This is a genomic window from Streptomyces sp. NPDC030893 (assembly GCF_055571535.1).
Genome location: NZ_JBVIFC010000013.1, coordinates 79232 through 104130 on the forward strand (window position 1 = coordinate 79232; position 24899 = coordinate 104130).

A 24899-nucleotide genomic window follows, 5' to 3' on the forward strand; every position below is an offset into this window, starting at 1 on the left:
TCGCCGCCGACCCGGCGCCCGCGCGAGGGCGCAGCGCGGACGTCGATGCGGGGTCGGGCCGCCGGGGCCGTCATCGCGGCGCACTTCACGCGGAGCGCGCGTAGCCGGCTCGCGCGGGAACAACGCCGTGCCGTTCCACGCACGCGCGGGGCGCGATCGTCCCGTGCGCGACACGTGACGCGGGACGCGGCAGCCCCATGCGCGACGCCAGGCGCGGGACACGGCAGCCCCATGCGCGACGCCAGGCGCGGGACACGGCAGCCCCATGCGCGACGCCGGGCGCGGGACGCGACCGTCCCGTGATGCGTCGGGACGGCCGCGCCCCGCGCGGTGAGCGGTTCAGCCGCGGGCGCCCAGGAGGTGGTCCATCGCCAGCTGGTCGAGGCGCTCGAAGGCCATGCCCCGCGCGGCGGCGGCGTCGGGGTCGAAGTCCTCGAAGGCGGACCGGTCGCCGAGCAGGGCCTGCAGGCCGTCGGCCGCCGTGGGCTGGGCCAGCTGATCCAGCCGGGCCGCGCGCAGCGCCTCCTGCACCTCCGGGTCCGCGCGGAAGGCCGCCGCGCGCTCCTTGAGGATCAGGTAGTTGCGCATGCAGCCGGCCGCCGAGGCCCACACGCCGTCGAAGTCCTCGGTCCGCGGCGGCTTGAAGTCGAAATGCCGCGGGCCCTCGTACCCGGCCGACTCCAGCAGGTCCACCAGCCAGAACGCCGCGCGCAGGTCGCCCGCGCCGAAGCGGAGGTCCTGGTCGTACTTGATGCCCGACTGGCCGTTGAGGTCGATGTGGAAGAGCTTGCCCGCCCACAGGGCCTGTGCGATGCCGTGCGGGAAGTTCAGCCCGGCCATCTGCTCGTGGCCGACCTCCGGGTTGACGCCGTAGAGCTCCGGCCGCTCGAGGCGCTCGATGAACGCCAGGGCGTGGCCGATGGTGGGCAGCAGGATGTCGCCGCGCGGCTCGTTCGGCTTGGGCTCGATGGCGAAGCGGATGTCGTAGCCCTGCGAGGTGACGTACTCGCCGAGCAGGTCGAAGGCCTCCTTCATCCGGTCGAGGGCGACGCGGACGTCCTTGGCGGCGCCCGACTCGGCGCCTTCGCGGCCGCCCCAGGCGACGTAGGTCTGCGCGCCCAGTTCGACCGCGAGGTCGATGTTGCGGATGGTCTTGCGCAGCGCGTAACGCCGCACGTCGCGGTCGTTGGCGGTGAAGCCGCCGTCCTTGAACACCGGGTGGGTGAACAGGTTGGTGGTGGCCATCGGCACCTTCATGCCGGTGTCGTCCAGCGCCTGCCGGAACCGCTTGATGTGCTCCTCGCGCTCGCTGTCGCTCGAGCCGAAGGGGATGAGGTCGTCGTCGTGGAAGGTCACGCCGTGGGCACCCAGCTCGGCCAGGCGCCGGACCGACTCCGCCGGGTCGAGGGCACCGCGCGTGGCGTCTCCGAAGGGGTCCCGTCCCTGCCAGCCGACGGTCCACAGTCCGAACGTGAACTTGTCCTCGGGGGTGGGCTGGTAGTTCATGCCGCGGCTCCTCGCTCGCTGAGACTATTTCGTCATGGCGGTTTACAAATTAGTATGCAGGAACATTTCTGGGAAGAGACACACCCCGCCGGGTGCGGAAGAGGGAGAGACCGATGTCAGCAGCCGAGGGTCCGCTCGTCGTCGGCGTGGACACATCCACCCAGTCCACCAAGGCGCTGGTCGTCGACGTGGCGACCGGCAGGGTCGTCGCGAGCGGCCAGGCCCCGCACACGGTGACCTCGGGAGCCGGCCGGGAGAGTGACCCCCGTCAGTGGTGGGACGCCCTGACCGAGGCGCTGCGCCAGTGCGGCGAGGCGGCTCACGAGGCCGCCGCGGTCTCGATCGGCGGGCAGCAGCACGGTCTGGTCACCCTGGACGGGCACGGGGAGCCGGTCCGTCCGGCGCTGCTGTGGAACGACGTGCGCTCCGCGCCGCAGGGCCGCCGGCTGGTCGAGGAGCTGGGCGGCGCGAAGTTCTGGGCGGAGCGCACGGGCAGCGTGCCCGCCGCCTCCTTCACGGTCACCAAGTGGGCCTGGCTGGCCGAGCACGAGCCGGACGCGGTGCGCGCCACCAAGGCGGTCCGCCTCCCCCACGACTACCTCACCGAGCGGCTCACCGGTGAGGGCACGACCGACCGCGGCGACGCCTCCGGCACCGGCTGGTGGGCTTCGGGCACGGAGGCGTACGACGAGGAGATCCTCGCCCACGTGGGCCTCGACCCGGCGCTGCTGCCGCGCGTGGTGCCGCCCGGCGAGGTGGCCGGGACGGTGCGCGACAGCCACGGCCTGCCGTTCTCCAAGGGGACCCTGGTGGCGTGCGGCACCGGTGACAACGCCGCCGCCGCGCTGGGCCTCGGGGTGCCTCCCGGCACCCCGGTGATGAGCCTCGGCACCTCGGGCACCGTGTACGCGGTGTCGCGGCACCGGCAGGCCGACCCGACCGGCACGGTGGCGGGCTTCGCCGACGCGCGCGGCGACTGGCTGCCGCTGGCCTGCACCCTCAACTGCACGCTCGCCGTGGACCGGGTGGCCGCCCTGCTGGGCCTCGACCGCGAGGCCGTCGAACCCGGCCGCGGCGTGACCCTGCTGCCCTTCCTCGACGGTGAGCGCACCCCGAACCTCCCGGACGCCTCCGGCCTGCTGCACGGTCTGCGCCACGACACCACGGGGGGTCAGCTGCTCCAGGCCGCCTATGACGGCGCCGTGTACTCCCTGCTGGCGGCGCTGGACCTCGTACTCGACGAGGACGCCGACCCGGCGGCGCCCCTGCTGCTGATCGGCGGCGGCGCCCGGGGCACGGCCTGGCAGCAGACCGTACGGCGGCTGTCGGGGCGGCCCGTGCGGGTGCCCGAGGCGAAGGAACTGGTCGCGCTCGGTGCGGCGGCGCAGGCGGCCGGGCTGCTCACCGGGGAGGACCCGGCCGCGGTCGCCCGACGCTGGAACACGGCGGACGGCCCGGTGCTGGACGCCGTGGAACGGGACGAGGAGACCCTGGCCCGGCTGGCCGGGGTACTCTCCGACGCGGCCACGCTGCTGGAGCGCGGTACGGACACCGACTGACCGCGCCCACTCACGCGGCACACCGTGCCCGCCGCCGCGACGGCCGGCGGGCGCGGAGCCACCGGACCGGCCTCGCCCGTACACGCACCGGCCGACAGCACACCGACGACCGCAGAGACCGAGGAACGACGGAGGAATGAGCGCACCGCCGCACAGGACCCGGCCGACCGGCCCGGGGCGCGCACTGCCCGACACCCAGCAGGGCATGCGCCGCCGCAACCTCTCACGCGTGATGCACACCGTGAGCGCCGAGGGGCCGCTGTCCCGGGCCGCCGTCGCCTCACGCATCGGCCTGACCCGCGCGGCGGTGTCGACGCTGGTCGACGAGCTGATCCGCTCGGGCCTGCTGGAGGAACTGGGGCCCGAACGGCCCGGGCGCGTGGGCCGGCCCGGCTCGGCGCTCGCCGTCAGCGGGACCGGCCCCGCGGGGATCGGCGCCGAGGTCGGCGTCGACCATCTCGCGGTCTGCGCCGTCGACCTGCGCGGACAGGTCCGGGCCCGGGCGGTGCGGCACGTACCGAACCGGGACCGCGCCCCCGAGCCGGTGCTCGGGGAGCTCACGGAGCTGATCCACCGGGTCGTCGCCGAGGCGGAGGGCGAGGGGCTGTGGCCGGCGGGTCTCGCCGTCGCCGTACCGGGTCTGGTGGCCCGCGACGCCCGGACGGTGGTCCGCGCCCCGAACCTCGGGTGGCTCGACACGGACCTCGGGGATCTGCTCCCCGCGCGGTTCCCGCTCACCGTGGCGAACGAGGCCAACTTCGGCGCGCTGGCGGAACTCTGGCTCGGCGAGGGCACGCCTCGCGACTTCCTCCATGTCTCGGCGGAGATCGGTATCGGTGCCGCGGTCGTGGTGGACGGGCGTCTGCTGCACGGAAACCGGGGTTTCGCGGGCGAGTTGGGCCATGTACCGGTGTGGCCCGACGGGCCGGGATGCGCCTGCGGCGGACGGGGCTGCCTGGAGCAGTACGCCGGTGAGGAAGCGGTGCTGCGCGCGGCCGGACTGGAGCCGGGCGAGGACCGCGTGGGTCTCCTGGCCGGCCGCGCCGCGCAGGGCGACGCCGGGGTACGGCGTGCCCTGCACGACGCGGGCACGGCACTCGGGATCGCCCTCACCGGGGCGGTGAATCTGCTCGACCCGGAGAACGTGGTGCTGGGCGGCGCCCTGTCCGGGCTCGCGCCCTGGCTGCTGCCCTCCCTGCGGTCCGAGCTGGACCGCCGTACCGCGGGGCCGGCCTGCCCCGTCTCCGTGTCCGCACTGGGCCCGGAAGGCCCCCTGCTGGGCGCGGCACACTCGGTGGTCCGGGGAGTACTGGACGACCCGGCGGCGGTGGCCGAGCGGGCCTGACAGGGGCCCAGGGTGTCCCAGGAGCGTCGGGGCCGTGCGAGCCGCGGTGGCTCGGCCGCCTCACCGCTCGATTACGAATCGTCCAACTCCTGGTGGACGGACGTTGAGCAGGCAACGATGAGGGCATGACACCGGCTCAGCGTGCCATGGAGCGACTGCTCACCTGGCCCGACCTCTCGGCCTCCCCGGCTGCCTGCGGTACGGGGCAGGCGCTCCGCACCGCGCGGGAGGAGATCGTCCACTTCCACTCCGCGCGGGACGTTGATCTCCACCTCACCCACCGCGCGATCGAGCGTTTCCACTACGACCTGGGCGGATCGAGTGCCATCCAGCTGATCCCGGGGTCGTGCTGGGTGACGGTGCATCTGGACTGCGCCACGGACGTGGACCTGCTGCTGAGCCTGGTGAGCGTCGCTCTGAAGGCGCACCAGAACCGGCCCCCGTCCGCGTCGCCGACGGCGGCCGGGTGCAACTTCCACCGGGTCACCGTGCTGCCGCGCGACGCGGCGGCCGGCCGCTGAGCCACGGTCCGCGGCGTGGCCTCACGGCCGCAGACTGCCGACGATGTCGGCGGTCGCCGTGAGGCCACTGTGGATCGTGGGCGCGATGCTGGTGCTGGCCAGGTAGAACCCGAGCAGCAGACAGACCAGCGCGTGGGAGACCTTCAGCCCGCTGTTGCGCAGGAAGATCACCGCCAGGACCGAGAGCAGCAGCACCACAGAGATGGAAATGGCCATCGTCAACCTCCTCCGCCACATCCGTTTCGCGGCGTTCGGCCGCAAGTGTGGCGTAGCGGAGGGTTCGTCCGGGCTGCTGACCTGTCCGCCGAACGTGTGGTTCATGCCCTCCGGCGGGCGTCGAGGAAGGATTCCAGCCCGGCGAGGTCGTCGGTGTTGAGGTGGTCCACGTCCGCCGCGACCAGTTCGCCCCACAGCGCGTCGCGGGCGGGACCCGGCAGATCCGGGGTGGCCCAGAACCGCACCCGCTGACCGCGCGCGTGGGCGGTGCGCACGATGCCGCGCAGCTTCCGGCGCTCGGCCGGGGGGAAGGGACCGACGCCCCGCCAGGTGAAGTTGAGCGTCCAGTTGTCGCTGATCAGCGGGACGAAGGAGGCGGGTGCGGGGGTGGCGAGATCGGTGAGCCGGCCGTCGTAGAAGGCGCGGCGCACCCGCTGGGCCTCCATCGGCGCGCGGGCGGCGCGGTCGCCGGAGACGACGGCGGTGACGGGGCCGGGCAGCACCCTGCCGTGCGCGTAGGTCGTGAACAGGTGCCGGTGGCGGCGGAGTTGGCGGTCGAGTTCGAGGTAGGTGGACGACCCCTCCGTCTTGATGTCGATCAGCAACTGGAACGGCCCCCGGTGTCCGCGGTACACCGCGCCGCGCTGGGCGCGGACCCGGGCGGTGAGCGGATCGAGGTAGAGGGATGCGAGGGTTCGGGACGGATCGAGGTCCTCGGGGTCGTGGGCGACGAGGAGTTGGCCGTCGACGAGGAAGATGTCGGCCTCGACGCTGCCGAAGCGGTGGTCGAGGGCGTCGAGGAGGGGGCGCGGGTGCTCGTAGTCGTTGTGGGCGTGTGCGCGCCACAAGGGGCGCGGACGGTGCTTCCGTTCACCGGCCGGCGCCTGGGCCGCGGGGAGGGCGACCGGACCGGCGAGGGCGGCGCCGAGGGTGCTGAGGGCTCTGCGACGGGTGGTGAGGGCCATGCTCTTCCTCCCTGGAAGTGCCGTACGGGGTCCCAGCGAGTATGGAGTCCGGACAGGGTCAAAGAGCAGTGCCGTGCGGGGAGTTGGCCGATCCGCCGTCGCCCGTTCACCTCATCGGCGCCACGGGCGCGCAGGGAGAAGCCCGCCCCGGCAGGGACGGGCTTCTCCGGCCGGCCTGCCGGTCAGGGAGCGCGCAGGCCGACCAGCTCGGCGAGCGCCTCGCGGTGGGCGCCCGCCGTGCCGTAGGCGATCGAGTCGGCCTTGGCGCGCTTGAGGTGGAGGTGCGCCGGGTGTTCCCAGGTCATGCCGATGCCGCCGTGCAGTTGCAGCGCCTCCTCCGCCGCGCGGACCGCGACGGGCGCGGCGTAGGCCTGGGCGACGGTGACCGCGACGTCGGTGTCCTCGCCGGTGGCCAGTGCGTCGGCGGCGTTCCGCGCGGCCGCGCGGAGGTTGACGGTCTCCAGCCACAGCTGGGCGAGCCGGTGCTTGAGTGCCTGGAATCCGCCGACGGGACGGTTGAACTGTTTGCGGTCCTTCAGGTAGCGGACCGTCTCCGTCAACGACCCTTCGGCCGTGCCGAGTTGTTCCGAGGCGAGCAGTCCGGCGCCGGCCCGCAGGGCGCGGCGCACGGCGGGCCCGGCCTCGCCGAGGCGGCGGCCCCGCGCGCCGTCGAGGGCGATCCGGGCGAGCGGCCGGGTGAGGTCCAGGGAGGTCTGCGGGGTGACGGTGACCTCGCGGACCTCCACCGCGTACAGCCCGCCGTCGTCCGCAGGCACCAGCAGGACGTCGGCGACGGCGGCGTCGGCGACACCGGTCAGCTCCCCGTGCAGAGCGCCGTTCTCCAGCCGTACGGTGGTGAACGCGGCGCCGGGAGCGGTGTGCAGGCCCACGGCGAGGGCGCCGATCCGCCGCCCGGACGCCAGTCCGGCGAGCAGGTCGCCGGCCTCCTCGCAGGCCAGGAGCGCCTCGGTCGCCACCACGGCGCTGGTCAGGTACGGCACCGGAGCGACCGCGCGCCCCAGTTCCTCGAGCACGACCGCGGCTTCGCGGTGGGTGGCGCCCTGGCCGCCCCGTTCCTCGGGCACGAGCAGACCGGCCAGGCCCATGCCGTCGGCGAGCGCCTTCCACAGGGACAGGTCGTGCGGGGCGCCGGACTCGATGCGGGCGATCACGCCCGCCGCTTCGCAGTGGTCGGTGAGCAGGTCCCGGACGGCGGCGCGCAGCGCCTCTTCCTCCTCCGAGTAGAGAAGATCGCTCATCGGGCCAGGTCCTTCCACGCGACGTCCTTGTCGGTGCGCGGCTCGGCCGGCAGGCCCAGGACGCGCTCGGCGACGATGTTCAGCAGGACCTCGCTGGTCCCGCCCTCGATGCTGTTGCCCTTGGAGCGGAGGTACCGGTAGCCGGCGTCGCGCCCGGTGAAGTCGACCAGCTCGGGGCGGCGCATGGTCCAGTCGTCGTACAGCAGGCCTTCCTCGCCCCGCAGTTCCACCTCCAGGCCGCTGATCTCCTGGTTGAGGCGGGCGAAGCCCAGCTTCATGCCGGCGCCCTCGGGGCCGGGCTGCCCGGCGACGAGCTGCTGGCGCAGTCGTTCGCCGGTGAGCCGGGCGACCTCGGCCTCGACCCAGAGCTTCAGCAGCCGCTGGTGCAGGTCGTGGGTGCGCAGTTCCGGCCGTTCGCGCCAGGTCTTCGCGACCGGGCCGATCATGCCGCCCTCGCGGGGCAGCCGCATCCCGCCGATGGCGACGCGCTCGTTGTTGAGCGTGGTCTGCGCGACCCGCCAGCCGTCCCCGACCTCGCCGAGCCGGTGGGCGTCGGGGATGCGGACACCGGTGAGGAACACCTCGTTGAACTCGGCCTCGCCGGTGATCTGGCGCAGCGGGCGCACCTCGACCCCGGGGTCGGTCATGTCGCAGACGAAGTAGGTGATGCCCCGGTGCTTGGGCACGCCCGGGTCGGTGCGGGCGATGAGGATGGCCCAGCGGGCGACGTGGGCGCTGGACGTCCACACCTTCTGCCCGTCGACGACCCAGTCCTCGCCCTCACGCACGGCGCGCGTGCCGAGGGCGGCCAGGTCGGAGCCGGCGCCCGGCTCGCTGAAGAGCTGGCACCAGACCTCCTCGCCGGTCCACAGGGGCCGCAGGAAGCGTTCCTTCTGCTCCTGGGTGCCGTACTGGAGGATCGTCGGCGCGGCCATGCCCAGGCCGATGCCGATGCGGCGCGGGTCGTTGTCGGGCGCCCCGGCGGCCTCCAGTCCGGCGTCCACGACGGCCTGCAGGGAGCGCGGGGCGCCGAGGCCGCCGAGTCCCTCGGGGAAGTGCACCCAGGCGAGTCCGGCGTCGAAGCGGGCGCGCAGGAAGTCCAGGCGCTCGGTGTCGGCGGGCGGGTGAGCTGCCAGCAACTCCTGGGTGCGGCGGCGCAGTTCGGCGGCGTCGGTCATGCGGCGGCTCCGTTCTCCGGCGAGGGCAGCACGGCGACCCGCCCGGTGGTGACACCGTCGGCGACCCGCTGCACGGCGTCGGCGGCCCCGGTGAGCGGGACGCGCTCGCTCACCAGCGGCTTGACGGCGCCCCGGGCGGCGAGGTCGGTGAGCTGCTCGTGGCAGTGCTGGACCAGCTTGGGGTTCCTGGTGTTGTACAGGCCCCAGTGCAGGCCGAGGATCGAGTAGTTCTTGATGAGGGCGTGGTTCAGGGCGGGGCTGGGGACGGACCCGCTCGCGAAGCCGACGACGACGATCCGGCCCTCGAAGGCGACGGTCTTGGCCGACTGGGCGTAGGCCTGGCCGCCGACCGGGTCGTAGATCACATCGGCGCCCCGGCCGCCGGTGGCCTCCTTCACGGCGGCGACGACGTCCTGCTCGCGCCGGTCGATCACCGTGTCGCAGCCCAGTTCGCGGGCGACGGCCGCCTTCGCGGCGCCGCCGACCACGCCGATGACGGTGGCGCCCGCCGCCTTGCCGAGCTGCACGGCCGCGCTGCCGACCCCGCCCGCGGCGGCGTGGACGAGCAGGGTCTCGCCGGCCTCCAGACGGGCCCGCCGGTGCAGGCCGAACCAGCCGGTCTGGTAGCCGATGTGCAGGGCGGCGGCCTCCGCGTCGTCCAGCGCCTCCGGCGCGGGCAGCAGGCCGACGGCGTCCGCGACGGCGTACTCGGCGAAGCCGCCGTGGGGCAGCGCGGGGTTGGCGATCACCCTGCGTCCGTCCTCGGTCTCGCCGCAGATCTCCACACCGGGGGTGAACGGCAGCGGCGGCCTGACCTGGTACTGGCCCCGGCACATCAGGGCGTCGGGGAAGTTGACGTTGGCGGCGCGCACCTTCAGCAGGACCTGCCCCTCACCGGGAGTCGGCCGCGCCACCTCCCCGAGGCGCATCACCTCGCCGGGCTCGCCGAGCTCGTGCACTTGCCATGCCTGCATGCGGGGCCTCCACGGGGCTGTGAACGTCGTGTTCGCCTGACCGGGTCCACCGCATACTAAGCGGTCGCTTGCCGATCAGGGAACAGTCTCGTCCGTCACGCCCGGCGGGAGGGGCTCACTTCCGCCGGGGCCTCGCGCGGACGTGCATCCGCTCCCCCTGCGGACCGAACAGGCTGAGGAACTCCACGGGCCCCTCCCCCGTCGACCCGAACCAGTGCGGCACACGTGTGTCGAACTCGGCCGCCTCCCCCGCCGTCAGCACCACGTCGTGGTCGCCGAGCACCAGCCGCAGCTTCCCGGACAGCACGTACAGCCACTCGTAGCCCTCGTGGGTCCGCGGTTCGGGTTCCAGCCGCCTCTTGGGCTCCAGCACCTTGTACGCCTGGAGGCCGCCGGGCTGCCGGGTGAGCGGCCAGTGGGTGCGGCCGAAGCGCACGATCGGCTCGGACGCGCGGACGCGCGGATCACCGACCGGCGGCGCGCCGACCAGTTCGTCCAGCGGCACCTGATGGGCCTGCGCGATCGGCAGCAGCAGCTCCAGGCTGGGTCTGCGCAGCCCGGACTCCAGCCGCGAGAGGGTACTCACGGATATGCCGGTCGCCTCCGACAGCGCCGCGAGCGTCACCTCCCGCTCCTTCCTGATCCGCCGCAGCCTGGGGCCCACGTCCGCGAGTACGTCGTCCGTCGTCATCTTCCTATTGCAGAATCGGCAAAGGTGTTTGTCAATGCGGCACCGGCTGGGCGACCGTCGTCGTCATGGAGGTGGTCACGATGAACGAGACGAACGAGAAGAGCGGGACGAACGGGACGGACCGCGACGGGGCCTACGACGTGGTCGTCGTCGGTGGCGGTGCGGCGGGCCTCTCCGCCGCGCTGGTACTGGGCCGGGCCCGGCACCGCACGCTGGTCGTCGACGCCGGCGAGCCGCGCAACGCGCCCTCGTCGCACATGCAGGGCTATCTGTCCCGGGACGGGATGTCGCCGGCCGAGTTCCTGGCGCTGGGCCGGGAGGAGATCGCGCGCTACGGCGTCGAGCTCGTCCGGGACCGGGTCACGGACGTCACCAGGGACGGGGACTTCACCGTCGTACTCGACGCGGGACCGGCCGTACGGGCCCGGCGGCTGATCGTCGCGACGGGGCTGAAGGACGAGCTGCCGGACGTTCCCGGGGTCGCCGAGCGGTTCGGGCGGGACGTGCTGCACTGCCCGTTCTGCCACGGCTGGGAGGTGCGCGACGAGGCCTTCGGTGTGCTCGCGTCGAGCGCGCTGAGCGTGCACCAGGCGCTGATGGTGTCCCAGTGGTCGAAGGACGTCACCTTCTTCCTGCACCGGGTCGCCGAGGCCGAGCTGTCCGACCAGGACCTGCGCAGGCTGGCCGCCGCCGGGGTCGACGTGGTGCCGGGTGAGGTCGCGGAGCTGATGGTCGAGGACGACCGGATCACCGGGGTGCGGCTGGCGGACGGCACCACGCACGCCCGCTCGGTGCTCTTCACCGGGCCGCGCCCGCTGCCGCGGACCGGTCTGCTGGAGCGGCTGGGCGCCGAGATGGACGAGACCCCGTTCGGCGCCTACCCGGTGGTCGACCCGACCGGTCTGACCACGGTTCCCGGTGTCTGGGCGGCGGGGAACGCGATCGGGTTCGCCGAGCAGGTGGTGCACGCGGCGAGCGGCGGCTACCGCGCGGCGGCCGCGATCGTCGGGGACCTGCTGATGAGCCGCCTGGACGCCGCGGTCGACGGATAGGCATCCGGCGGCCGGGGTGTGGAGCGGCCGCCTCCGTAGCACCATGGCCGCATGCTGCTGTCCCGGCTGGCCCGTGTGTCCCAGGAGGTCGCCGCCGCCCCGGCGCGGTCCCGGAAGATCGCCCTGCTCTCGGAGCTGTTCCGGGAGGCGGAGGCGGACGACGTGCCGGTCGTCATCCCGTATCTGGCGGGCCGGCTGCCGCAGGGCCGGATCGGGGTGGGCTGGAAGGTGCTGAGCCGTCCGGTCGCCCCCGCCGCCGAGCCGTCCCTGACCGTGCGCGAGGTCGACGCACGGCTGACCGAGCTGGGCGGGGTGGCCGGTCCGGGTTCGCAGGCCGAGCGGGCCCGGCTGGTGGGTGAGCTGCTCGGGGCGTCCACCGAGGACGAGCAGCGGTTCCTGTTCGGGCTGCTCACCGGCGAGGTGCGGCAGGGCGCCCTGGACGCGGTCGCCGTCGAAGGGCTGGCGCGGGCGACCGGGGCGCCGCCGGCCGATGTGCGGCGGGCGGTGATGCTGGCCGGCTCGCTGCAGTCGGTGGCCGAGGCACTGCTGGCGGACGGCCCGGGAGCCCTGGAGCGGTTCCGCCTCACGGTGGGCCGCCCGGTGCTGCCGATGCTGGCGCACAGCGCCTCCTCGGTCGCGGAGGCGGTGGAGAAGCTGGGGGCCTGCGCGGTCGAGGAGAAGCTCGACGGCATCCGCGTCCAGGTCCACCGCGACGGCGACGCCGTGCGCGTGCACACCCGCACCCTCGACGACATCACGGGCCGGCTGCCGGAAGTGACGGCGGCGGCCCTGGAGTTGCGCGGTGAGCGGTTCATCCTGGACGGGGAGGTCATCTCCTTCGACGGTGCGGGCCGTCCCCGCTCGTTCCAGGAGACGGCCGGCCGGGTCGGCTCCCGGACGGACGTGGCGACGGCCGCGCGGGAGGTCCCCGTCTCCCCCGTCTTCTTCGACGCGCTCTCCGTCGACGGCCGCGACCTGCTGGACCTGCCGTTCTCCGAGCGGCACGCGGAGCTGGCCCGGCTGGTTCCGGAGCCGATGCGGGTGCGGCGCACCGTGGTGTCCGGCCCCGGGGACCTGGGCGCGGCGGAGGAGTTCCTGGCCGAGACACTGGAGCGCGGCCACGAGGGCGTCGTGGTCAAGGGCCTGGACGCCCCCTACAGCGCGGGCCGGCGCGGCGCGTCCTGGCTGAAGGTCAAGCCCGTGCACACGCTCGACCTGGTGGTGCTGGCCGCGGAGTGGGGCCACGGCCGCCGCACCGGGAAGCTGTCCAATCTGCACCTGGGCGCCCGCACCGCCGACGGCGGGTTCGCCATGCTCGGCAAGACCTTCAAGGGCATGACCGACGCGATGCTGACCTGGCAGACCGAGCGGCTGCGGGAGCTGGCGGTCGGCGAGAGCGGCCACGTCGTGACGGTGCGCCCCGAGCTCGTCGTGGAGATCGCCTACGACGGCCTCCAGCGCTCCAGCCGCTACCCGGCGGGAGTCACCCTCCGCTTCGCCCGGGTGATCCGCTACCGCGAGGACAAGCGCCCCGAGGAGGCGGACACGGTGGAGGCACTACTCGCCGCGCACCCCGGGACCGCGCCGTGAAGGGCGCACGGAGCGCCGGACTGCTGGTGTTCCGACACACCGGTCAGGGCATCGAGGTGTTGCTCGGTCATATGGGCGGCCCCTACTTCGCACGGCGGGACGCCGGGGCGTGGACCGTGCCGAAGGGCGAGTACGACCCCGGGGAACCGGCCTGGGAGGCGGCGCGCCGCGAGTTCCGGGAGGAGCTGGGGCTGCCGCCGCCGGACGGGGAGGCACTGCCGCTCGGGGAGGTCCGGCAGTCCGGCGGCAAGACCGTCACGGTGTGGGCGGTCGAGGCCGATCTCGACCCGGCGACGGTCGTGCCCGGCACGTTCGCGATGGAGTGGCCGCCGAGGTCGGGGCGGATCCAGGAATTCCCGGAGCTGGACCGGGTCGCCTGGTTCGCCCTGGACCGGGCCCGGGAGGTGATCGTCTCCGCGCAGGCCGCGTTTCTCGACCGCTTGGCTGAGCACTCGCCCTGAGAAGCCCTTTCCGCGTTGCGCCGCCCACCGCCGCGCGGGAGGGTCGGAAGGCACAGCCCGTCCCCAGGGAGGTCAGCGATGCACATCGCCACGGTGAATCCGGCGAACGGCGAGACCGTCAAGACGTACCACCCCATGGACGAGGAGGAGCTGGAGCGCCGGCTCCAGCTGGCGGAGGCCACCTTCCGTACGTACCGGACGACGACGTTCGACGAGCGCGCCCGGCTGCTGCACCGGGCCGCCGAGATCATCCACGAGGACCAGGACTCCATCGGCCGGGTGATCACCACGGAGATGGGCAAGCCGGTCAAACAGGCCCGCGCGGAGGCCGCGAAGTGCGCCAAGGCGATGCACTGGTACGCCGACCACGCCGCCGGGCTCCTCGCCGACGAGGAACCCGACGCCTCCGACGTGAAGGACTCCGGCGCCTCCCGCGTGCTGGTGCGCTACCGGCCGCTGGGTCCGGTGCTGGCCGTGATGCCGTGGAACTTCCCGCTGTGGCAGGTGGTGCGGTTCGCGGCGCCCGCGCTGATGGCGGGCAACGTGGGACTGCTCAAGCACGCCTCGAACGTGCCGCGGACCGCGCTGTACCTGGAGGACCTCTTCCACCGCGCGGGCTTCACCGAGGGCTGCTTCCAGACGCTGCTCATCGGCTCCGCCGCGGTCGACGACCTGCTGCGGGACGAGCGGGTGAAGGCGGCCACCCTGACCGGCAGCGAGCCCGCCGGCCGCGCGGTCGCCTCCACCGCCGGAGAGATGATCAAGAAGACGGTGCTGGAACTGGGCGGCAGTGACCCGTTCGTGGTCATGCCCTCCGCCGACCTGGACCGGGCCGCCGAGGTGGCGGTCACCGCGCGGACGCAGAACACGGGGCAGTCCTGCATCGCCGCGAAGCGATTCATCGTCCACACGGACGTCTACGACGCCTTCGCGGAGCGGTTCACCGCGGGCATGAAGGCGCTGAAGGTCGGCGATCCGATGGAGGAGGACACGGACGTCGGACCGCTCTCCAGCGAGAAGGGCCGCGACGACCTGGAGGAACTGGTCGACGACGCCGTACGGGCCGGCGCCACCCTGCTGTGCGGCGGCGAGCGTCCCGAGGGGGCCGGCTGGTTCTATCCGCCGACGGTGCTGGCCGGTATCGGCCGGGAGATGCGCATCCACCGCGAGGAGGCGTTCGGCCCGGTCGCCACGCTGTACCGGGCGGCGGACATCGACGAGGCGGTCCTGATCGCCAACGACACCGACTTCGGGCTCAGTTCCAACGTCTGGACCCGTGACGAGGCCGAGGTCGACCGGTTCGTCCGGGACCTGGAGGCGGGCAGCGTGTACGTGAACGGGATGACGGCGTCCCATCCGGCGTTCCCGTTCGGCGGGGTCAAGCGGTCCGGGTACGGGCGTGAGCTGTCCGGGCACGGAATCCGCGAGTTCTGCAACATCACCACGGTTTGGCAGGGTGCGTGATGGTTGCGCGGCTACGATCCCGACTGTGAACCGCGAAGTGACTCTGCCTCTGATCGTCGACGACCGCGGGACCTTGCAGGTTGCCGCCGCCGATGTCAGCAAGCTGCTGCGCACGGTGGGCGGGCGGTGGGTGCGGCTGGTCGAGGCGGGGGAGGACGGGCTCGACGAGGACACGGTCGCCGCGCTGACGATCGAGTTGGCCAAGCTCGCCGACCGGATCGACGTGGCGTGCATCGCCCACAGCAGCGGGGGCGCGTCGTAGCACGCGCGGTTCACCGCCGGCAGGGGAGACCCGGCGGTGCCGCCCGCACCGCCGGGTCGTTCGGGTGGGCCGCCTCAGCGGATGGGCATGCCCGACAGGGTGCGGGCGATCACCAGGCGCTGGATCTCGCTCGTGCCCTCGAAGATGGTGTAGATCGCGGCGTCGCGGTGCATCCGCTCCACCGGGTACTCGCGCGTGTAGCCGTTCCCGCCGAGGATCTGGATCGCCTGGGCGGTGACCTTCTTGGCGGTCTCGCTGGCGAACAGCTTGGACATCGATCCCTCGGCGGCCGTGAACTGCTTGCCGTTGATCGCCATCCAGGACGCGCGCCACACCAGGAGGCGGGCGGCGTCGATCTGGGTGCGCATGTCGGCGAGCTGGAAGGCGACGCCCTGGTTGTCGATGATCGGGCGGCCGAACTGCTCGCGCGTGGTGGCGTACTCGAGGGCGACCTCGTACGCCGCGCGGGCGGTGCCGACCGCCATGGCGCCGACGGCGGGGCGGGACGCCTCGAAGGTGGCCATCGCGGCGTTCTTGACGCGCTCGCCGCCCTTCTTCGCCTTCTCGCGGGCGCGGGCGAGGCGCTCGTCGAGCTTCTCCTTGCCGCCGAGCAGGCAGGAGCCGGGGACGCGCACGTTGTCCAGGATGACCTCGGCGGTGTGCGAGGCGCGGATGCCGTGCTTCTTGAACTTCTGCCCCTGGGAGCAGCCGGGGGTGTTCGGCGGGATGATGAAGGAGGCGTGCCCCTTGGAACCGAGGTCCGGGTCGACGACCGCGACCACGACGTGGACGTTGGCGATGCCGCCGTTGGTGGCCCAGGTCTTCGTGCCGTTGAGCACCCACTCGTCCTTGGCCTCGTCGTACACCGCGCGGGTGCGCATCGAGGCGACGTCGGAGCCGGCGTCGGGCTCGGAGGAGCAGAAGGCGGCCACCTTGACGTCGTTCGCGTCGCCGTACATCTGGGGGATCCAGGTGCCGATCTGCTCCTCGGTGCCGTTGGCGAGGACGCCGACGGCGGCGAGGCCGGTGCCGACGATCGACAGGGCGATGCCGGCATCGCCCCAGAAGAGCTCCTCCATCGCCATCGGAATGCCCAGGCCGCTTGCGTCGAAGTACTGCTGGGCGTAGAAGTCCAGGGAGTAGATGCCGACCTTGGCGGCCTCCTGGATGACCGGCCAGGGAGTCTCCTCACGCTCGTCCCATTCGGCGGCCGCGGGGCGGATCACATCGGCGGCGAAGCCGTGCAGCCAGTCCCGCACCTCCTTCTGTTCGTCGTTGAGCTCCATGGTGAACTCGGCCATGACCCCTCCAGCGGCAGCACACATGCATGTTACTTGCGGTAACCCCGAGTCTGTTACCCATGGGTAGGAAAAGTCAACTCCCGAGAGCCTGCCGGTATCCCGTTCGATGACGGCTGGACCTTCAGTGCTAGTTTGCGCAGGCGTCACCGAACCAGCACGGGTGGGGAGAGATCATGGACACCACACAGCGGACCGATCAGCAGCGGTCCGCCGACCGACGCCGGCGCGAGCTGCTGGAGGCCGCCGACCGAGTGGTGCTGCGCGACGGCCCCGGGGCCTCGATGAACGCGATCGCCGCCGAGGCCGGCATCACCAAGCCGATCCTCTACCGCCACTTCGGTGACAAGGGGGGACTCTACGCGGCTCTGGCCAAGCGGCACACCGACGCGCTGCTGGACTCGCTGCGGGCCGCGCTGGACGCCCCGGCGGACCGGCGCGAGCGGGTCGAGGCCACCCTGGAGACGTATCTGTCGGCGATCGAGGCGCGCCCGCAGGTGTACCGGTTCCTGATGCATCCGGCGGAGGGGGCACCGAGTGAGCAGGGCTTCGACGTCGGCAAGCACTCGGCGCCGCTGCTGCGGCGGATGGGCGAGGAGCTGGCCCAGGTGATCGAGGAGCGGCTGGACCTCGGGCCGGGCAGCCAGCAGCTGGCCAGGGTGTGGGGACACGGCATCGTCGGCATGATGCACGCGGCCGGTGACTGGTGGCTCGGTGAACGGCCCTGCTCCCGCGCGGAGTTGGTCCGCAGCCTGGCGGATCTGCTGTGGGGGCGGCTGGCGGCGGCGGGCGACAAGGTCGGCGGGCCGGGCTTCTGAGAACACACGGCCGCTCCCGCCCGGCGGGAGCGGCCCCCTCGGCCCCTGTCCCGGCCGATCCCCGGCCCTCCCGCCCGAACGGCTCGCCTCCCGGATCCGACGGCTCCGGCCCCTCCCGGTCAGCGCCCCACTCCCCGGCTCCCAGGGCACCCGGCCCTGACCCTCCCGACCGCAGCCGAGCGGCTTCCGATCCGCCCCGATCTCCCACCGCCCGGCCCCAACGACACCCGCGACCCGGATCCCGCTCCGGACCTCAGCCGAACGGCTTCCAGCCCGGCCGGACTCCCACCCCGTCCTCCGCAGCCCACACCCCACCCCGAGCACCACCCGCTCCCCGACCCCGCTCCGGACCCTCCCGAACGCAACCGAACGGCAATCGGGCCGCCCCGGACCACGCCCCTCCCCCGGCTCTCGGGGCATTCGGTCCGGCTCGGCGACCGGTCGGACCGGCCGGGCGTTCCGTCGTTCCCCGGTCCGCCGGGGTCTCACCCCGGGCGGTTCCAGGGCGCGCGGCTCGCCTGCCGCATGAGTCTGCGGTGCCGCCATCCCGTCAGGCGGTCGGCGTAGATGCGGCCCTCCAGGTGGTCGTACTCGTGCTGCAGACACCGGGCGAAGAAGCCGGTGCCGTGGACGGTGACCGGTTCGCCGGTCACCGTGACGCCCTCGACCACGGCATGGTCGTACCGCTCCGTCCCCGCCTCCAGGCCGGGCAGGGAGAGACAGCCCTCCGGGCCGCGCACCACCACCCCGTCCGTCTCGACCAGCCGCGGGTTCACCACATGGCCCCGGTGCCGGACGTCCTCGTCGTCCGGGCAGTCGTAGACGAACACCCGCAGCGGCTCGCCGACCTGGTTGGCGGCCAGGCCCACACCACGGGCCGCGTACATCGTCGCGAACAAGTCCTCCACCAGGCGGGAGAGTTCCGGGCCGAAGCCGGTGACCTCCCGGCAGGGCGTGTGCAGCACCGGGTCGCCGAGCAGGGTGAGGGGCCGTACGCGTCCGCGGACGCCGGGGATGGAGCCTTGTCGCATGGCCGCAAGAGTACGGTCCTCGCAGCAACGCCCGTCTCACGATGATGCCGCGGTTCTGGAGTGCGAATGGATCTCGATAGGCTGAGCTCTCACCACGTGGCCGTCAGGCACAGCCGCGGCGCGTACGCAAGGAGGATCGAGAACTGATGGCAGGCAACTCGGACCCGCTCTCGCCGCGGGCCAAGCTGGCCGTGACCGCGGGCAAGGCGGTCGCGGCGGCATCCCGCGCCGCCGGACGCGGCAGCGGTTCGGTGATCGGCGGCCGGGTGGCACTCAAACTCGACCCCGATCTCCTCGCCCGGCTCGCGCAGAACCTGGACTGCGTCCTGGTCTCCGCGACCAATGGCAAGACCACCACGACCAGGCTCATCGCCGAGGCACTGCGGGCCGCGGGACCGGTCGTCTCCAACGCGCTCGGCGCCAACATGCCGGCCGGCATCACCTCGGCGCTGGCCGGGCGCTCGGACGCGAAGTTCGGTGTCATCGAGGTCGACGAGAAGTACCTGGCCGGTGTCGCCCGCGACACCGACCCGAAGTGCATCGCCCTGCTCAACCTCTCCCGCGACCAGCTGGACCGCGCCGCCGAGACCCGGATGCTCGCGGAGAACTGGCGCGAGGGACTGGCCGGCTCCAAGGCCGTCGTCGTCGCCAACGCCGACGACCCGCTGGTGGTGTGGGCCGCCTCGTCCTCCCCCAACGTGATCTGGGTCGCCGCCGGGCAGATGTGGAAGGACGACGCCTGGTCCTGCCCGTCCTGCGGCGGTGTGATGCAGCGCCCCGGCGACGACTGGTTCTGCGGCGAGTGCGGCTTCCGCCGGCCCACCCCGAGCTGGGCGCTCTCCGGCGACCACGTCCTCGACCCGCACGGCTCCGCCTGGCCGATCCACCTCCAGCTGCCGGGCCGCGCCAACAAGGCCAACGCCGCGTCCTCCGCGGCCGTCGCCGCCGTGTTCGGGGTGCCGCCGCAGGTCGCCCTGGAGCGCATGTACCAGGTGCAGGCCGTGGCCGGCCGCTACGACGTGGTCCAGTTCGAGGGCCGCGACCTGCGGCTGCTGCTCGCGAAGAACCCCGCGGGCTGGCTGGAGACGTTCTCGCTGATCGACCCGCCGCCGACCCCGGTGATCCTGTCGGTGAACGCGCGCTCCGCCGACGGCACCGACACCTCCTGGCTGTGGGACGTCGACTACACGCGGCTGACCGGGCACCCGATCTGCGTCGTCGGCGACCGCAAGCTGGACCTGGCGGTGCGGCTGGAGGTGGCGAACCAGCAGTTCCAGGTGTGCGAGAACCTCGACCAGGCGGTCCAGCTGAGCCCGCCGGGCCGGATCGAGGTCATCGCCAACTACACCGCGTTCCAGGACCTGCGCCGCCGCGTCGGCAACTGACCACGACACCTCAGGGGACTTGAAGTGAGCGACAACCAGCTGCGGGTCGTCTGGATCTACCCGGACCTGCTCAGCACGTACGGCGACCAGGGCAACGTGCTCGTCGTGGAGCGCCGGGCGCGCCAGCGCGGCCTGGACGTGGCACGGCTCGACGTGCGCAGCGACCAGCCGATCCCGACCTCGGGCGACATCTACCTGATCGGCGGCGGCGAGGACCGTCCGCAGCGGCTGGCCGCCGAGCGGCTGCGCCGGGACGGCGGGCTGCACCGCGCGGTGGGCAACGGCGCGATCGTCTTCTCGGTGTGCGCCGGGTACCAGATCCTCGGCCACGAGTTCATCAACGACCTCGGCCAGCGCGAGCCCGGCCTCGGCCTGCTCGACGTCGTCTCGGTACGCGGTGAGGGCGCCCGGTGCGTGGGCGACGTGCTGGCGGACATCAACCCGCAGCTGGGCCTGCCCCCGCTGACCGGGTTCGAGAACCACCAGGGCGTCACCCACCTGGGCCCCACGGCCCGCCCGTTCGCCCAGGTGCGTTTCGGCAACGGCAACGGCACCGGGGACGGCACCGAGGGCGCGTTCAACGACACCGTCTTCGGCACGTACATGCACGGCCCCGTGCTGGCCCGCAACCCGCAGATCGCCGACCTGCTGCTGAAGCTGGCGCTGGACGTCAACGCGCTGCCGCCGACCGACGACCGGTGGTACGAGGCGCTGCGGAACGAGCGGATCGCGGCGGCGCAGCAGCCCGCCTGAGGCCTCCGCGAGTCCGTGGACACCGGGCGTCGGGCGGGCCCCGAGGGCCCGTCTGACGCCTGCTCCGCACAGGTGAGCGGGGTCGTCCAGCAGGCGGACGCGGGATGCGGTCCGGGCCCCCACAGCCGCTAGGGTGGCGGGGATCGAGCCGGACAGCGCGGTCCGGTCCCGGCCCACATCGAGAAGGTTGTTTCGGGCTATGCGCATTGGTGTCCTCACGTCCGGCGGCGACTGCCCCGGCCTGAACGCCGTCATCCGGTCCGTCGTGCACCGTGCCGTCGTCGACCACGGCGACGAGGTCATCGGCTTCCGTGACGGGTGGAAGGGCCTCCTGGAGGGCGACTACCTCAAGCTCGACCTCGACGCGGTGAGCGGCATCCTCGCCCGCGGCGGCACCATCCTCGGCTCCTCCCGGGTCCGTCCCGAGCATCTGCGGGACGGTGTGGAGCGGGCCAAGGGGCACGTCCAGGAGCTCGGCCTCGACGCGATCATCCCGATCGGCGGTGAGGGCACGCTCAAGGCGGCCCGGCTGCTCTCCGACAACGGCCTGCCGATAGTGGGCGTGCCGAAGACCATCGACAACGACATCGCCGTCACCGACGTCACCTTCGGGTTCGACACGGCCGTCGGGGTGGCGACCGAGGCCCTCGACCGGCTGAAGACCACCGCCGAGTCCCACCAGCGCGTGCTGATCGTGGAGGTCATGGGCCGTCACACGGGCTGGATCGCGCTGCACTCCGGCATGGCGGCCGGCGCGCACGCCATCGTCGTGCCCGAGCGGCCCTTCGACATCGACGAGCTGACCGCGAAGGTCGGGGAGCGGTTCTCGGCCGGCAAGCGGTTCGCGATCGTGGTCGCCGCGGAGGGGGCCAAGCCGAAGGCCGGGACGATGGACTTCGACGAGGGCGGCAAGGACGTCTACGGCCATGAGCGGTTCGCCGGGATCGCCCGGCAGCTCTCCCTGGAGCTGGAGTCACGGCTCGGCAAGGAGGCACGGCCGGTGATCCTCGGGCACGTGCAGCGCGGCGGGACGCCCACGGCGTACGACAGGGTGCTGGCGACGCGGTTCGGGTGGCACGCGGTGGAGGCCGTGCACCGCGGGGAGTTCGGGCGGATGACCGCGCTGCGCGGGACGGACATCGTGATGGTGTCCCTCGCGGAGGCCGTGGAGACGCTGAAGACGGTGCCGGACGCGCGGTACGCGGAGGCGGAGTGCGTGCTGTGAGCCTCCGGGTTCGGCTCGGTCCGTGAGAGGTCGTCCGCGGGCTGCGGACCGCCCGTGGTTCCTCGCGCCCCTTCAGGGCGCATTCGCCGCCCCCGGTGACAGAGGTCGCCGGGGGCGGTTCTACTCTGGTGCGGACGGATTGCGTACAACCTGCACGAAAATGGAGCCGGCGGATGGATCACAGCGGGCACGGCATGACGATGGATCTGCCGCCGTTCACGCTGGGGCGAGGGCTCGCCTGGTCGGCGGACCCGTTCTTCCTCGTCGCCTGCCTGCTGGGGCTGGCGCTCTACGGCTGGGGCGTGGTCCGGCTGGTGCGGCGCGGTGACAAGTGGCCGGTGGGCCGGACCGTCGCGTTCGTGATCGGTGTGCTGAGCATCGCACTGATGATGTGCACCAAGCTGAACGACTACGGCATGGTCGTCTTCAGCGTGCACATGGTGCAGCACATGATGATCAGCATGGTGTCGCCGATCCTGATCCTGCTCGGCGCCCCGATCACCCTGGCCCTGCGCGCGCTGCCGCCGGCCGGCCGGGGCCGCAAGGGACCACGCGAGCTGCTGCTGATGCTGCTGCACAGCCGCTACATGCGGGTCGTCACGCACCCGCTGTTCACCATCCCGATGTTCATCGCGAGCCTGTACGGCCTGTATTTCACGCCGTTGTTCGACTACCTGATGGGCTCCCAGGTGGGGCACATCGTGATGATGGTGCACTTCCTCGCCGTCGGTCTGGTCTTCTTCTGGCCGATCATGGGCGTGGACCCGGGCCCGCACCGGCCCGGTTATCTGATGCGGATGCTGGAACTGTTCGCGGGCATGCCGTTCCACGCCTTCTTCGGCATCGCGCTGATGATGGCGTCGGCGCCGATGGTCACGACCTTCGAGAACCCGCCCGCTTCGCTCGGCATCGACGCGCTCGCCGACCAGAACGCGGCCGGCGGTATCGCCTGGGCGTTCAGCGAGGTGCCCTCCGTCCTGGTGCTGCTCGCGCTGCTGTACCAGTGGTACGGCTCGGAGCAGCGGCAGGCCAGGCGCAAGGACCGCGCGGCCGACCGGGACGGCGACAAGGAACTCGAGGCGTACAACGCCTATCTGGCCTCTTTGCACTCGTCCGGAAACTGAATTCACCCGGTGTTCCCGTCCCCTTGAGCGGGCAATTTCCTCCAGTAGCATGATGCGTCCGGGGGAACCGCGGGGGGAGCGGTAAATGGGAATGCGTGCCTGTGCGCGCGGGGTGAAGAGGACGGCGATTCCGAAATCCGTCCGCGTCCCGCACGCATGTGCGGAGGGAAAGACCGGTACCGCCGGGCGTCCCGGCCGGATCCGGGGGTGATCCGGATGCACGCGGGATCGCCGACATCGGGGGCGGGCCGGGTGATCGCCGGCCGGTATGCGCTGCTGCGGCGGCTGGGCGGCGGTGGGATGGGGCACGTCTGGCTCGCCCACGACCGGCGGCTGGCGTGCGAGGTCGCGCTCAAGGAGATCGTGTTCGGCGATCCGGCGGAGCCCGGCCAGGAGCGGGAGGCCCGGGTCGCCCGGGCCCGCGCGGAGGCCCGCCACGCGGCCGGTCTGCGCGGTCACCCCCATGTGGTGACCGTCCACGACGTGCTGGAGCACGACGGGCTGCCGTGGATCGTCATGGAGTACGTGGCGGGCGCCGTCGACCTGCGGGACCTGCTCGCCCGGACGGGCCGCCTCGCTCCCGCCGAGTGCGCCCGGATCGGACTGGGCGTGCTGGACGCCCTGGTCTCGGGGCACGAGCGGGGCGTGCTGCACCGGGACGTGAAACCGGCGAACATCCTGCTCGCGCCGGACCGCACCGGCTCACCGCACGGGCGGGTGCTGCTCACCGACTACGGCGTCTCCGTACAGCCGGACACCGGGGAGACGCGGTACACCATGGCGTCCGCGCTGGTGGGCACCGCGGGCTATCTGGCGCCGGAGCGGGCCACCGGCGGTCCGCCGACGCCGGCGGCCGACCTGTTCTCGCTCGGCTGCACGCTCTACCACGCGGTGGAGGGGCGCGCCCCCTTCGCGCGGGAGTCCCCGCTCGCGTCGGTCGCCGCGGTGGTCACCGAGGACCCGCGTCCGCCGGTGCGGGCGGGCGCCCTGGAACCGGTGCTGCGGGGACTGCTCGCCAGGGACCCGGCGCTGCGGACGACCGCGCGGGAGGCGGAGGCCGAGCTGGCGCGGATCGTGACGCCCCACGCGGAGACGTATCCGCGCCCGCAGACGGACCTCGGCTCCCGGCCGCCGTGGGACACCGGAGAGCACCCGGCGCCTCCGGTGACGCCACGCCTCCCCTCCCCCGCCGGCACCCGCCGGCGCCGCCGCCCGCACGCCCTGCGGGCCGCTCTCGCCGGCGGTCTGGGCCTGGTGCTGACGCTGGGCGGGGCCTGGTACGCGCTGGCCGACCGGGAGCCGGGCGACCGCGGGACGGCGCTGCCGTACGGGGAGGCCGTCGGGCTGGTGGAGCCGCTCAAGGAGGGTGACTGCGTACGGGCCGGCTGGCCCGGCGGCGCCCGGTTCACCGGCGCGCCCCGGCTGACCGTCGACCCGGCCTGCGCGGGCCGGGCGCCCGACGGACAGGTCATGGCCCTCGTGGCGTCCGACTCGGCCGAGGAGGCCCTGGAGCGGGGGCCCGCCCTGTGCGAGGAGCGGACGCGGGAGCTGCGCGGCCGGCTGGCCGACGTACGGGCGGTGGCCGTCGTACCGGCGCCCGACGGGTTCGAGGCGGCCGGGCGGCGCACGGCGTGTCTGGTGCTGGGGGCGCACGGGCCGGTGTACGGGCCGCTCGGGGACCGGCGCCGGACGGGGACGGCGTTCGCCGACCCGGCGACGATGCAGCGGCGGGACTGTCTGGACGTGCCCTCCCGGCGACAGGCGCGGCTGGTGCCGTGCGACGGGGAGCACGAGGAGCAGGTGCTGGGGTTCACCCGGCTGGGCGAGGACGTCACGCTCGCCGAGGCCCGCGCGGAGGGGGACGCGGCGTGTGCGCGCGCGGTGCCGCCGCGTGACTACGGCTTCGACCCGTCGCTGCACGAGGCGGGCTCGTGGGCGGGTGGCGGGGCCTGGAAATCGGGCACACATTCGGTCGTGTGCACCGTAAAGAGACGGAACGGGGGCACCATGGAGGGAGCCGAACCATGAGGAGGGTGTTGCGATGCCCGGTACCACGAACGGTTCAACCTCGACGAAGACCATGGGAGTGCTCACCGTGGGGGCCCTGGTCGCCGTGACGGCGTACACGGTGGCGCTCGGCAGCAACGGCTGGCTGTGGTTCGGCTGGGTCGTCCTCGGCCTGATCACCCTGGGGGTGGTGGCCACCAGCAGCACCTGAGCGG

General features: G+C 73.1%; 24 protein-coding genes. 15 read left to right on the top strand and 9 right to left on the bottom strand.

What is annotated here, in order from left to right; genetic code table 11:
- Positions 1-339 precede the first annotated feature (339 nt).
- On the bottom strand, positions 340-1506 hold the full coding sequence (gene xylA / locus ACZ434_RS23390) for a xylose isomerase (protein WP_468458857.1): 1167 nt from the start codon (positions 1504-1506) through the stop codon (positions 340-342).
- A gap of 113 nt (positions 1507-1619) precedes the next feature.
- On the opposite strand from xylA, the gene xylB reads away from it, so the two are divergent.
- From xylB to ACZ434_RS23405, 3 genes are all read left to right on the top strand, one after another.
- Entirely contained in the window at positions 1620-3065 is a 1446-nt protein-coding gene (gene xylB / locus ACZ434_RS23395) for a xylulokinase (RefSeq protein WP_468458859.1), read from the top strand.
- A gap of 136 nt (positions 3066-3201) precedes the next feature.
- Complete coding sequence (locus tag ACZ434_RS23400; protein ID WP_468458861.1) at positions 3202-4410, top strand: ROK family protein; 1209 nt, start codon at positions 3202-3204, stop codon at positions 4408-4410.
- A gap of 125 nt (positions 4411-4535) precedes the next feature.
- The gene (locus ACZ434_RS23405; RefSeq protein ID WP_468458863.1) at positions 4536-4931 is read left to right on the top strand and encodes a luciferase domain-containing protein; all 396 of its coding nucleotides are present in this window, start codon (positions 4536-4538) and stop codon (positions 4929-4931) included.
- A 21-nt stretch (positions 4932-4952) separates the two neighbouring features.
- On the opposite strand, the gene ACZ434_RS23410 is transcribed toward ACZ434_RS23405, so the two are convergent.
- The 6 genes from ACZ434_RS23410 to ACZ434_RS23435 all read right to left on the bottom strand — a co-directional run bounded on the left by ACZ434_RS23410 (position 4953) and on the right by ACZ434_RS23435 (position 10214).
- Complete coding sequence (locus tag ACZ434_RS23410; RefSeq protein ID WP_468458865.1) at positions 4953-5147, bottom strand: hypothetical protein; 195 nt, start codon at positions 5145-5147, stop codon at positions 4953-4955.
- 101 nt (positions 5148-5248) lie between these two features.
- On the bottom strand, positions 5249-6112 hold the full coding sequence (locus ACZ434_RS23415) for a phosphatidylinositol-specific phospholipase C/glycerophosphodiester phosphodiesterase family protein (protein WP_468458867.1): 864 nt from the start codon (positions 6110-6112) through the stop codon (positions 5249-5251).
- Between the two features lie 182 nt (positions 6113-6294).
- Positions 6295-7371 (bottom strand): acyl-CoA dehydrogenase family protein, encoded by a 1077-nt coding sequence (locus ACZ434_RS23420; RefSeq protein ID WP_468458869.1) that lies wholly within the window; start codon positions 7369-7371, stop codon positions 6295-6297.
- Entirely contained in the window at positions 7368-8549 is a 1182-nt protein-coding gene (locus tag ACZ434_RS23425; protein WP_468458871.1) for an acyl-CoA dehydrogenase family protein, read from the bottom strand. Before ACZ434_RS23425 ends, ACZ434_RS23420 begins: the two co-directional genes overlap by 4 nt.
- Positions 8546-9523, bottom strand: a complete 978-nt coding sequence (locus tag ACZ434_RS23430) for an NADPH:quinone oxidoreductase family protein (RefSeq protein WP_468458873.1) — start codon at positions 9521-9523, stop codon at positions 8546-8548. Before ACZ434_RS23430 ends, ACZ434_RS23425 begins: the two co-directional genes overlap by 4 nt.
- Before the next feature lie 115 nt (positions 9524-9638).
- Positions 9639-10214, bottom strand: a complete 576-nt coding sequence (locus tag ACZ434_RS23435; protein ID WP_468458875.1) for a helix-turn-helix domain-containing protein — start codon at positions 10212-10214, stop codon at positions 9639-9641.
- A 65-nt stretch (positions 10215-10279) separates the two neighbouring features.
- On the opposite strand from ACZ434_RS23435, the gene ACZ434_RS23440 reads away from it, so the two are divergent.
- From ACZ434_RS23440 to ACZ434_RS23460, 5 genes are all read left to right on the top strand, one after another.
- Complete coding sequence (locus tag ACZ434_RS23440; protein WP_468458877.1) at positions 10280-11266, top strand: NAD(P)/FAD-dependent oxidoreductase; 987 nt, start codon at positions 10280-10282, stop codon at positions 11264-11266.
- A 51-nt stretch (positions 11267-11317) separates the two neighbouring features.
- Entirely contained in the window at positions 11318-12856 is a 1539-nt protein-coding gene (locus tag ACZ434_RS23445; protein WP_468458879.1) for an ATP-dependent DNA ligase, read from the top strand.
- Complete coding sequence (locus ACZ434_RS23450; protein WP_468458880.1) at positions 12853-13317, top strand: NUDIX hydrolase; 465 nt, start codon at positions 12853-12855, stop codon at positions 13315-13317. The genes ACZ434_RS23445 and ACZ434_RS23450 overlap by 4 nt, the downstream gene beginning before the upstream one ends.
- Before the next feature lie 78 nt (positions 13318-13395).
- A complete protein-coding gene (locus ACZ434_RS23455; protein ID WP_468458882.1) occupies positions 13396-14781 on the top strand; it encodes an NADP-dependent succinic semialdehyde dehydrogenase in 1386 nt (461 codons plus the stop codon).
- A gap of 25 nt (positions 14782-14806) precedes the next feature.
- Entirely contained in the window at positions 14807-15043 is a 237-nt protein-coding gene (locus ACZ434_RS23460) for a DUF6213 family protein (protein ID WP_468458884.1), read from the top strand.
- Positions 15044-15117: 74 nt separating this feature from the next.
- Here the strand turns inward: ACZ434_RS23460 and ACZ434_RS23465 are convergent, their stop codons facing one another.
- The gene (locus ACZ434_RS23465; RefSeq protein WP_468458886.1) at positions 15118-16344 is read right to left on the bottom strand and encodes an acyl-CoA dehydrogenase family protein; all 1227 of its coding nucleotides are present in this window, start codon (positions 16342-16344) and stop codon (positions 15118-15120) included.
- Positions 16345-16517: 173 nt separating this feature from the next.
- Here ACZ434_RS23465 and ACZ434_RS23470 point away from each other — a divergent pair, with 173 nt between their 5' ends.
- The gene (locus tag ACZ434_RS23470; protein ID WP_468458888.1) at positions 16518-17159 is read left to right on the top strand and encodes a TetR/AcrR family transcriptional regulator; all 642 of its coding nucleotides are present in this window, start codon (positions 16518-16520) and stop codon (positions 17157-17159) included.
- Positions 17160-17644: 485 nt separating this feature from the next.
- Here the strand turns inward: ACZ434_RS23470 and def are convergent, their stop codons facing one another.
- Positions 17645-18190, bottom strand: a complete 546-nt coding sequence (gene def / locus ACZ434_RS23475; RefSeq protein WP_468458890.1) for a peptide deformylase — start codon at positions 18188-18190, stop codon at positions 17645-17647.
- A gap of 146 nt (positions 18191-18336) precedes the next feature.
- On the opposite strand from def, the gene ACZ434_RS23480 reads away from it, so the two are divergent.
- From ACZ434_RS23480 to ACZ434_RS23505, 6 genes are all read left to right on the top strand, one after another.
- On the top strand, positions 18337-19575 hold the full coding sequence (locus ACZ434_RS23480) for a MurT ligase domain-containing protein (protein WP_468458892.1): 1239 nt from the start codon (positions 18337-18339) through the stop codon (positions 19573-19575).
- 24 nt (positions 19576-19599) lie between these two features.
- Positions 19600-20328 carry a type 1 glutamine amidotransferase gene (locus ACZ434_RS23485; protein WP_468458894.1) on the top strand — a complete coding sequence of 243 codons (729 nt, stop codon included), beginning with the start codon at positions 19600-19602 and terminating at the stop codon, positions 20326-20328.
- 199 nt (positions 20329-20527) lie between these two features.
- Positions 20528-21553 (top strand): 6-phosphofructokinase, encoded by a 1026-nt coding sequence (locus ACZ434_RS23490; RefSeq protein WP_468458896.1) that lies wholly within the window; start codon positions 20528-20530, stop codon positions 21551-21553.
- A gap of 173 nt (positions 21554-21726) precedes the next feature.
- Positions 21727-22677 carry a cytochrome c oxidase assembly protein gene (locus tag ACZ434_RS23495; RefSeq protein ID WP_468458898.1) on the top strand — a complete coding sequence of 317 codons (951 nt, stop codon included), beginning with the start codon at positions 21727-21729 and terminating at the stop codon, positions 22675-22677.
- Between the two features lie 216 nt (positions 22678-22893).
- Positions 22894-24705 (top strand): serine/threonine-protein kinase, encoded by a 1812-nt coding sequence (locus ACZ434_RS23500; protein WP_468458900.1) that lies wholly within the window; start codon positions 22894-22896, stop codon positions 24703-24705.
- Between the two features lie 13 nt (positions 24706-24718).
- Positions 24719-24895: a hypothetical protein gene (locus ACZ434_RS23505; protein ID WP_468458902.1), complete on the top strand. Its 177-nt coding sequence runs from the start codon at positions 24719-24721 to the stop codon at positions 24893-24895.
- The last annotated feature ends 4 nt before the right edge of the window (positions 24896-24899 follow it).

Coding starts and splice junctions, on each gene's coding strand:
- xylA (WP_468458857.1), bottom strand. CDS start 1,506: ATGAACTACCAGCCCACCCCCGAGGACAAGTTCACGTTCGGACTGTGG.
- xylB (WP_468458859.1), top strand. CDS start 1,620: ATGTCAGCAGCCGAGGGTCCGCTCGTCGTCGGCGTGGACACATCCACC.
- ACZ434_RS23400 (WP_468458861.1), top strand. CDS start 3,202: ATGAGCGCACCGCCGCACAGGACCCGGCCGACCGGCCCGGGGCGCGCA.
- ACZ434_RS23405 (WP_468458863.1), top strand. CDS start 4,536: ATGACACCGGCTCAGCGTGCCATGGAGCGACTGCTCACCTGGCCCGAC.
- ACZ434_RS23410 (WP_468458865.1), bottom strand. CDS start 5,147: ATGGCCATTTCCATCTCTGTGGTGCTGCTGCTCTCGGTCCTGGCGGTG.
- ACZ434_RS23415 (WP_468458867.1), bottom strand. CDS start 6,112: ATGGCCCTCACCACCCGTCGCAGAGCCCTCAGCACCCTCGGCGCCGCC.
- ACZ434_RS23420 (WP_468458869.1), bottom strand. CDS start 7,371: ATGAGCGATCTTCTCTACTCGGAGGAGGAAGAGGCGCTGCGCGCCGCC.
- ACZ434_RS23425 (WP_468458871.1), bottom strand. CDS start 8,549: ATGACCGACGCCGCCGAACTGCGCCGCCGCACCCAGGAGTTGCTGGCA.
- ACZ434_RS23430 (WP_468458873.1), bottom strand. CDS start 9,523: ATGCAGGCATGGCAAGTGCACGAGCTCGGCGAGCCCGGCGAGGTGATG.
- ACZ434_RS23435 (WP_468458875.1), bottom strand. CDS start 10,214: ATGACGACGGACGACGTACTCGCGGACGTGGGCCCCAGGCTGCGGCGG.
- ACZ434_RS23440 (WP_468458877.1), top strand. CDS start 10,280: ATGGAGGTGGTCACGATGAACGAGACGAACGAGAAGAGCGGGACGAAC.
- ACZ434_RS23445 (WP_468458879.1), top strand. CDS start 11,318: ATGCTGCTGTCCCGGCTGGCCCGTGTGTCCCAGGAGGTCGCCGCCGCC.
- ACZ434_RS23455 (WP_468458882.1), top strand. CDS start 13,396: ATGCACATCGCCACGGTGAATCCGGCGAACGGCGAGACCGTCAAGACG.
- ACZ434_RS23465 (WP_468458886.1), bottom strand. CDS start 16,344: ATGGCCGAGTTCACCATGGAGCTCAACGACGAACAGAAGGAGGTGCGG.
- ACZ434_RS23470 (WP_468458888.1), top strand. CDS start 16,518: ATGGACACCACACAGCGGACCGATCAGCAGCGGTCCGCCGACCGACGC.
- def (WP_468458890.1), bottom strand. CDS start 18,190: ATGCGACAAGGCTCCATCCCCGGCGTCCGCGGACGCGTACGGCCCCTC.
- ACZ434_RS23480 (WP_468458892.1), top strand. CDS start 18,337: ATGGCAGGCAACTCGGACCCGCTCTCGCCGCGGGCCAAGCTGGCCGTG.
- ACZ434_RS23490 (WP_468458896.1), top strand. CDS start 20,528: ATGCGCATTGGTGTCCTCACGTCCGGCGGCGACTGCCCCGGCCTGAAC.
- ACZ434_RS23495 (WP_468458898.1), top strand. CDS start 21,727: ATGGATCACAGCGGGCACGGCATGACGATGGATCTGCCGCCGTTCACG.
- ACZ434_RS23500 (WP_468458900.1), top strand. CDS start 22,894: ATGCACGCGGGATCGCCGACATCGGGGGCGGGCCGGGTGATCGCCGGC.
- ACZ434_RS23505 (WP_468458902.1), top strand. CDS start 24,719: ATGCCCGGTACCACGAACGGTTCAACCTCGACGAAGACCATGGGAGTG.